The organism is Kitasatospora sp. NPDC028055 (assembly GCF_040637885.1).
Lineage (GTDB): Bacteria > Actinomycetota > Actinomycetes > Streptomycetales > Streptomycetaceae > Kitasatospora.
In genome coordinates this window covers 1-7,528 of sequence record NZ_JBEZXE010000094.1, presented here as the reverse complement: position 1 = coordinate 7,528, position 7,528 = coordinate 1, and the positions used below count along the sequence as shown (strand labels likewise).

Here is a 7,528-nt window from a genome sequence, read left to right as displayed (position 1 = left end):
GGGGGTGAGGTGGGGGTGGTGGTGGAGGTGTTGGGTGAGGCGGCGGGCGTGGTCGCGTAGTGCGGTGGGTGTTTTGGCGGACAGCCGCCAGGTGATGGGGGTGTCCGTCGGTTCCGGTGTGGGGGCCGGTTCCGGTGTGGTGGGGGCCTGTTCGAGGATGACGTGGGCGTTGGTGCCGCTGATGCCGAAGGAGGAGACGGCGGCGCGGCGGGGGCGTCCCTCAAGGGGCCAGTCGCGGCTTTCGGTGAGGAGTTCGACGTTGCCGGCGTCCCAGTCGATGTGGGGGGAGGGTGCGTCGACGTGGAGGGTGCGGGGCATGATGCCGTGTCGCATGGCCTGCACCATTTTGATGATCCCGGCGACGCCCGCCGCTCCTGCCGCGTGGCCCATGTTGGACTTGATGGAGCCGAGCCGGAGCGGGGCTCCCTCGGGCCGGTCCTGGCCGTAGGTGGCGAGCAGGGCCTGGGCCTCGATGGGGTCGCCGAGTTTGGTTCCGGTGCCGTGGGCCTCCACGACGTCGACGTCGGCGGTGGTGAGTCCGGCGTTGGCCAGGGCCTGACGGATCACCCGCTGCTGCGCGGGGCCGTTGGGCGCCGACAACTGACTCGTGGTCCCGTCCTGGTTGACGGCCGAGCCGCGCAGCACCGCCAGGATCTGGTGACCGTTGCGCCGGGCGTCGGAGAGCCGTTCGACCAGCAGCAGGCCGACGCCCTCGCTCCAGGAGGTTCCGTCGGCGGCGGCCGCGAAGGACTTGGAGCGCCCGTCGGGAGCCAGGCCGCGCTGCCGGCTGAACTCCACGAACGACGAGGGCGTCGCCAGCACCGAGACGCCCCCGGCCAGGGCGAGGTCGCACTCGCCGTTGCGCAGCGACTGCGCGGCCAGGTGCAGGGCGACCAGCGAGGAGGAGCACGCCGTGTCCAGGGAGACGGCGGGGCCCTCCAGGCCGTAGGTGTAGGACAGCCGCCCGGAGAGGATGCTCGCCGAGTTGCCGACGATCAGGTAGCCCTCCAGGTTCTCGTGCCCGGCGACCAGCGTTCCGTAGTCCCGGTCATGAGTCCCGGTGAAGACGCCGGTGCGGCTGCCGCGCAGTGAGGAGGGGTCGATCCCCGCGTGTTCGAACAGCTCCCAGCTGGTCTCCAGCAGCAGCCGCTGCTGCGGGTCCATCGCCAGCGCCTCGCGCGGGCTGATGCCGAAGAAGTCGGCGTCGAAGTCGGCGACGTCGTGCAGGAACCCGGCCGCACGGACGTAGGAGGTGCCGAGGTGTTCGGGGTCCGGGTGGTACAGGGCGTCGAGGTCCCAGCCGCGGTTGTCGGGGAAGCCGGTGATCGCGTCCCGGCCCTCGGCCACCAGCTGCCACAGGTCCTCGGGGGAGCGGACGTCGCCGGGGTAGCGGCAGGCCATGCCGACGATGACGATCGGGTCGTCGTCGGACCGGACCGCGGTGACCGGCACCACGGTGCTCCCCCGGACGCCGAGGAGTTCGGAGCGCAGGTGGCCGGCCATCGTGGCGGCGGTCGGGTAGTCGAAGAGCAGGGTCGACGGGAGGTCGAGCCCGGTCGCCTCGTGGAGCCGGTTGCGGAGGCCGACGGCGGTGAGCGAGTCGAATCCCAGTTCCTGGAGCGGGCGGTCCGGATCGACCGAGTCGGGAGTCCGGTGCCCGAGCACGGCGGCGATCCGGCCACGGACCAGGTCGAGCACGGTCCTGAGCTGCTCGTCCTCGGACAGGGCGCGCAGCTGTCGCGCCCAGGCGCGGTTGTCGACGGTGGCGGTGCCCGCGGTCGGGACGCGCACCAGGTTCCGGAACACCGGCGGCAGGGTCAGCGCCCGTGCGTGCCTGCGGAGTTCGGCGTGGTCGAGTTCGACGGGCAGCAGCCTGCCGTGCCGCCCCCCGGACAGCGCCAGGCCGAACGCGGCGAGGGAGTGCCCGGTGGAGCGGGGCTTGAGCCCGTCGGGCGCGGCGGACTCCGGCCGGGCGGGATCCGACTGCTCCTCCGGCGCCCAGCCGAGCGACAGGACGGGGCGCCCCTCGGCGCGCCGGCGGTCGGCGAGGGCGTCGAGGAGTGCCCCGGCGGCAGCCCGGTCCGCGCGTCCGGGAGCGCCGAGGGAGCCGGCGGCGGAGGAGAAGAGGACGAAGGCGCCGAGTCCGGCCTCGGCGGTGAGGTCGTGGAGGTCCCAGGCGAGGCCGGCCCGGATGCGCAGGGCGGCGTCCAGGTGCTCGGGGGTGAGGGCGGTGAGCGGGGCGCCGGTCTCCTCGACCGCGTGGACGACGGCGGTCAGCGGCCGTCCGGGCGGGACGGCGGCCAGCAGTGCGGCGAGGTCCGCGCGGTTGCCGATCTCCCCGGGCGCGGTGGTCACGCTCGCCCCGAGGGTGGTGAGGCCGTCGGCGTCGAGCGGCGCGGCCCCGGCGGTGCGGGCGAGCAGCAGATGACGTGCGCCGTGTTCGGTGACCAGGTGCCGGACGAGTGCTTCGGCGAGGTCGCCGGCCCCGGACAGCACCAGCACGGTGCCGTCGGGGTCGAACGGCCTTGCCCGTCGCTCCTGTTCCTCCTCCGCCTGCTCCTGTTCCCCCGGTGCGGCCGTCGCGGTGAGGGGCACGCGGACCAGCCTGGGGGCGAGCAGGTCGTCGGCGCGGACGGCGAACTGGTCCTCGCCGGCGGCCGGAAGCGCACCCAGCACGGCCTCGGTGACCTGCTCGTCGACGTCGAGCAGTACGAAACGGCCGGGGTGCTCGATCTGGGCCGAGCGCAGCAGGCCCCAGACGGCCGCCTGGCCGGGATCGAGGACGTCCTCCGGGGCGCCGCCGTCGGCACCGGGACCGTCGTGGGTCGCGACCGCGCGCCGGGTGACGATCACCAGCCGCGAGCCGCCGAGCGGTTCCTCGGCCAGGAGGTCCCGTACGGCGTCGAGCGCCCGGACGGCCTGCCCGACGGCGGCCGCGCCGGTTTCCGAGCCGCTCTCCGGGAGCGTCATGAGGATCGCGTCGGGTGCAGGACGCGCGCCGTCCCGGACGGCGCGGGCGAGCGCCGCGAGGTCGGTGTGCCGCTCGCCGGGCAGGGCGGCGAGGGCGTCGTCGTCCGCGTTCCCGGCGATGACCGCCCAGCGGGTCGCGGCCTCGGCGGGCCGCGGCAGCGGGATCCACTCGAGCCGGTACCCGCTGTCCGTGTCCGTGCCGCGGAGCCCGGCGGCACGGACCGGCCCGAGCCGCACCGAGCCGACGGTGGCGACCAGGGTGCCGGAGGCGTCGCGGATCGACGCCGAGGCGGTGTCGGGCCCGGTGCGGGTCAGCGCGACCCGGAGCGTCCGCGCGCCGGTGGCGTGGACGGTGACGTCCTGCCACGCCACGGGCGTGCGCAGTTCGTCGGCCGGGCCGTCGAGGGCGGCCAGGGCCGTCTGGAGCAGGCGCGGGTCGAGGAGGTACCCGCCCTGCCCGGCGTCGTCGGGCAGCCGGACCTCGGCGTAGCCGGTGTCCCCGGCCCGCCAGGCGGCGTGCAGCCCGGCCAGCGGGACGGCCCCGCTGTGGCCGAGGCCGGCGAGCCGGTCGGCCAGCTCCTCGGCGTCGACGGGGACGGCGTCGCCCGGGGGCCAGTCGCCCGCCGGGCCGGCGGTGGCGCCCTCGACGGCTCCGTGGCCCGGCCCGGTGAGGACCGCGCCGGCGTGGCGGATCCAGGGTCGTTCCGGGTCGTCGCCGGAACGGGAGTGGACGGTCACCCGCTGGACGGTGGTGCCCCCGTCGGGGGCGGGGAGGCCGCTGCCCGCAGCGCCGCCCTCGGTGTCGTCCGGGGTGACCGTGAGGTGCAGCCGGGCCGGCGCGCCGTCGGTCAGCACCAGCGGCGCTTCGACGGTGAGCTCCGCGACCCGGGTGAGCCCGCTCTCGGCTCCTGCCCGGAGGACGAGGTCCAGGAAGGCCGCGCCGGGCAGCACGGTGACGCCGTGCACGGCGTGGTCGGCCAGCCACGGGTGGGCGGCGGCGGTGACCTGGCCGGTGAGGATCCGGCCCTTGCCGTCGGGCAGTTCGACCGCTCCGCCGATCAACGGGTGCCGGGTGGTGGAGCCGGACGAGGACGGGTTGTCCGTGGGATGCAGCCACAGCGACCGGTGCTGGAACGGGTAGGTGGGGAGGTCCACGCGGTCCGCGGGCCCGAAGAACGCCGACCAGTCGACCCGGACGCCGTGCGCGTGGAGCTGCCCGAGCCCGGCGACCGCCTCGGCCGCCTCCGGCCGGTCCCGGCGCATCAGCGGGACGAAGAGGGCATCGGCCGCGGACTCCGGCCCCGCCGCCGAGAGCACCGCGTCCGGGCCGATCTCGACGAACGCGGTGACGCCGGCGGACCGCAGGCCGCGCACCGCGTCCGCGAACCGGACGGTCGCCGAGACGTGCCGCACCCAGTAGTCCGCCGACGCCCAGCTCCCGGCCGGACCGCCGGAGACCGTGGACACGGCCGCGATCGTCGGCTCCCGGTAGGTCAGCGACTCGGCGACCGCGCGGAACCGGTCCAGCATCGGGGCCATCAGCGGGGAGTGGAAGGCGTGCGAGACCCGCAGCGAGCCGGTCTTCCGTCCCTGCTCCGCGAAGTGCGCGACGACTGCCGAGACGGCGGCCGCGTCGCCCGAGATCACCACCGACTGCGGGCCGTTGACCGCGGCGAGCCCCACCGCGTCGGACAGCAGCGGCCGGACCTCCTGCTCGGTCGCCCGGATCGCGGCCATCGCTCCGCCCTCGGGCAGCTCCTGCATCAGGCGGCCGCGCGCGGCGACCAGCGTCGAGGCGTCGGCCAGCGAGAGCACCCCGGCGACGTGGGCGGCGGCGATCTCACCGACGGAGTGCCCGGCCAGGAAGTCCGGCCGCACCCCCCAGGACTCGGCCAGCCGGAACAGCGCCACCTCGACCGCGAACAGCAGGGCCTGCGCGTTTCCGGTCCGCCGGACCGCCTCCTCGTCGGTGCCCCACAGCACTTCGCGCAGCGGCACCTCGCCGTGGCCGTCCAGTTCGGCGAGGACGGCGTCCAGGGCCTCGGCGAACACCGGGTAGGCCTCGTACAGGCCGCGGGCCATGCCCGCCCGCTGGGACCCCTGGCCGGTGAACAGGAACGCGACCTTGCCGCCGAGCACCCGGCCCGGCGCGGTGCTGCCGTCCGCGACCGCATCCAGGGCGGCGGACAGTTCCTCCCGGTCCGCGCCGGTCACCACCGCACGGCAGGTCAGCGCGGCCCGGTTCAGGGCCAGCGCCCGTCCGGCGGCGGCCAGTCGGTCGTCGGGCAGGGTCGCCAGGAACGTCCGCAGCCCGGCCGCCTGCGCGCGCAGCGCCTCGGGGGTCCGGCCGGACAGCGGCCACGGCACCACCGGTGGCGCGGCCGTCTCCACCGGGTCCGGTGCCGGGTCGGCGGCGGGCGGTTCCTCCAGGATGACGTGGGCGTTGGTGCCGCTGATGCCGAAGGAGGAGACGGCGGCGCGGCGCGGTCGGTCGGTGCGCGGCCAGTCGCGGCTCTCGGTGAGGAGTTCGACGTTGCCGGCGTCCCAGTCGATGTGGGGGGACGGTGCGTCGACGTGCAGGGTGCGGGGCAGGACGCCGTGTCGCATGGCCTGCACCATTTTGATGATGCCGGCGACGCCGGCGGCGGCCTGGGTGTGGCCGATGTTGGACTTCACCGAGCCGAGCCAGAGCGGGTGTTCGCGGTCCTGCCCGTAGGTGGCGAGCAGGGCCTCCGCCTCGATGGGGTCGCCCAGCTCGGTACCCGTGCCGTGGGCCTCCATCGCGTCCACGTCGGACGGGCGCAGGCGCGCCTCCGCCAGCACCTGGCGGATCAGCCGCTCCTGGGAGGGGCCGTTGGGCGCGGTGAGGCCGTTGGAGGCGCCGTCCTGGTTGACGGCGCTGCCGCGTACGACCGCGAGGATCTGGTGGCCGTTGCGGCGGGCGTCGGAGAGCCGTTCGACCAGCAGCAGGCCGACGCCCTCGCTCCAGGCGGCGCCGTCGGCGGCGGCCGCGAAGGACTTGGAGCGCCCGTCGGGGGCCAGGCCGCGCTGGCGGCTGAACTCGATGAACGCGGCGGGGGTGGCCATGACGGTCACGCCGCCGGCGAGGGCGAGGTCGCACTCGCCGTTGCGCAGCGCGCGGGCGGCCAGGTGCAGGGCGACCAGCGAGGAGGAGCACGCCGTGTCCACCGAGATGGCCGGGCCCTCGAATCCGAACACGTAGGAGAGCCGCCCGGAGGCCAGGCTGCCCGCGCTCCCCGTCCCGAGATAGCCCTCGAAGCCGTCGGGTGCCGCCTGCGTCAGCCGGTTGCCGTAGTCGTCGTACATGACGCCGGTGAAGACGCCGGTGTGGGTGCCGCGCAGGGTGGTGGGGTCGATGCCGGCGTTCTCGAGGGTCTCCCAGGCGGTTTCGAGGAGGAGGCGCTGTTGCGGGTCGGTGGCGAGGGCCTCGCGGGGGCTCATGCCGAAGAACTCGGGGTCGAAGTCGGCGGCGTCGTGGAGGAATCCGCCGTGGCGGGTGTAGCTGGTGCCGGGGTGGTCGGGGTCGGGGTGGTAGAGGGCGTCGAGGTTCCAGCCGCGGTCGGTGGGGAACTCGCCGATCGCGTCGACGCCGTCGGTCACCAGTCGCCACAGGTCCTCGGGGGAACGGACGCCGCCGGGGTAGCGGCAGGCCATGCCCACGATCACGACGGGCTCGTTCTCCCTGGACTCCAGCTCCTGAACGCGCGCCCGGGTCCGCTGGAGGTCGGCGGTCACGCGCTTGAGGTAGTCCCGCAGTTTGTCTTCAACCGTCATCGCATTCAGTCCCGTCTCAAGCCGTGCCGAGCTCGTTGTCGATCAGGTCGAACATCTCCTCGTCGGAGGCCCCGTCGAGGGCGGCGGCGAGGGAATCGTCCGTGGCGTGCGTGGTGGAGTGTTCGGAGAGCAGCAGGCGCAAGCGGGTCGTGAACTCCTCCCGCGCGCTGTCGGAGACCGTCCGCAGAATGCTTTCGAGGCGGTCGAGTTCGGCGAACGCCGTGGCGTCGTCCGGCACCTGCCCGGAGCCTTCGCCCGAACCGGTGCCGGTGCCGTCGGCGGGCCTGGCGGCGGCGGCCTCGCGGGCGAGGCGGTCGCCGAGGTGCTCGGCGAGCGCGCGGGGCGACGGGTAGTTGAACGCCAGCGTCGCCGGCAGCCGCAGCCCGATGGCGGCGCCGAGGCGGTTCCGGAACTCCACCGCGATCAGCGAGTCGAAGCCCAACTCCTTGAGCGCAGAGTCCGGATCGATGCTCTCCGGCGAACCGTGCCCGAGCGCCGCCGCGACGTGCGAGCGGACCAGGTCCAGCAGGAGCGTGCCGCGCTCGCCCTCCGGGGTCTCGGCGAACCGGCGCGCCCAGTCGCTCGTCCCGTCCCCGGTGGCACACGGCCTCGCCGACCGCACCAACCCGCTGAGGATCGGCGGCAGTTCGCCGCGCTCGACCCGCTTCCGTAGGGCGGTTCGGTCGATGGGGGTGAGGAGGAGGTGGGGGTGGGGGGTGTGGAGGGTGGTGTCGAAGAGGGTGAGTGCGGTGGGGGTGGTGAG

General features: G+C 75.0%; 2 protein-coding genes. Both read right to left on the bottom strand.

Translation table 11 applies throughout. The features are described from left to right. On the bottom strand, nt 1-6,765 hold a 6,765-nt coding region (locus AB0F71_RS39490; RefSeq protein WP_360246048.1), incomplete at its 3' end, for a beta-ketoacyl synthase N-terminal-like domain-containing protein. Nucleotides 6,766-6,781: 16 nt separating this feature from the next. After that, nucleotides 6,782-7,528, bottom strand: a 747-nt coding sequence (locus AB0F71_RS39485) for a phosphopantetheine-binding protein (protein ID WP_360246045.1), incomplete at its 5' end; no start/stop codon positions are given.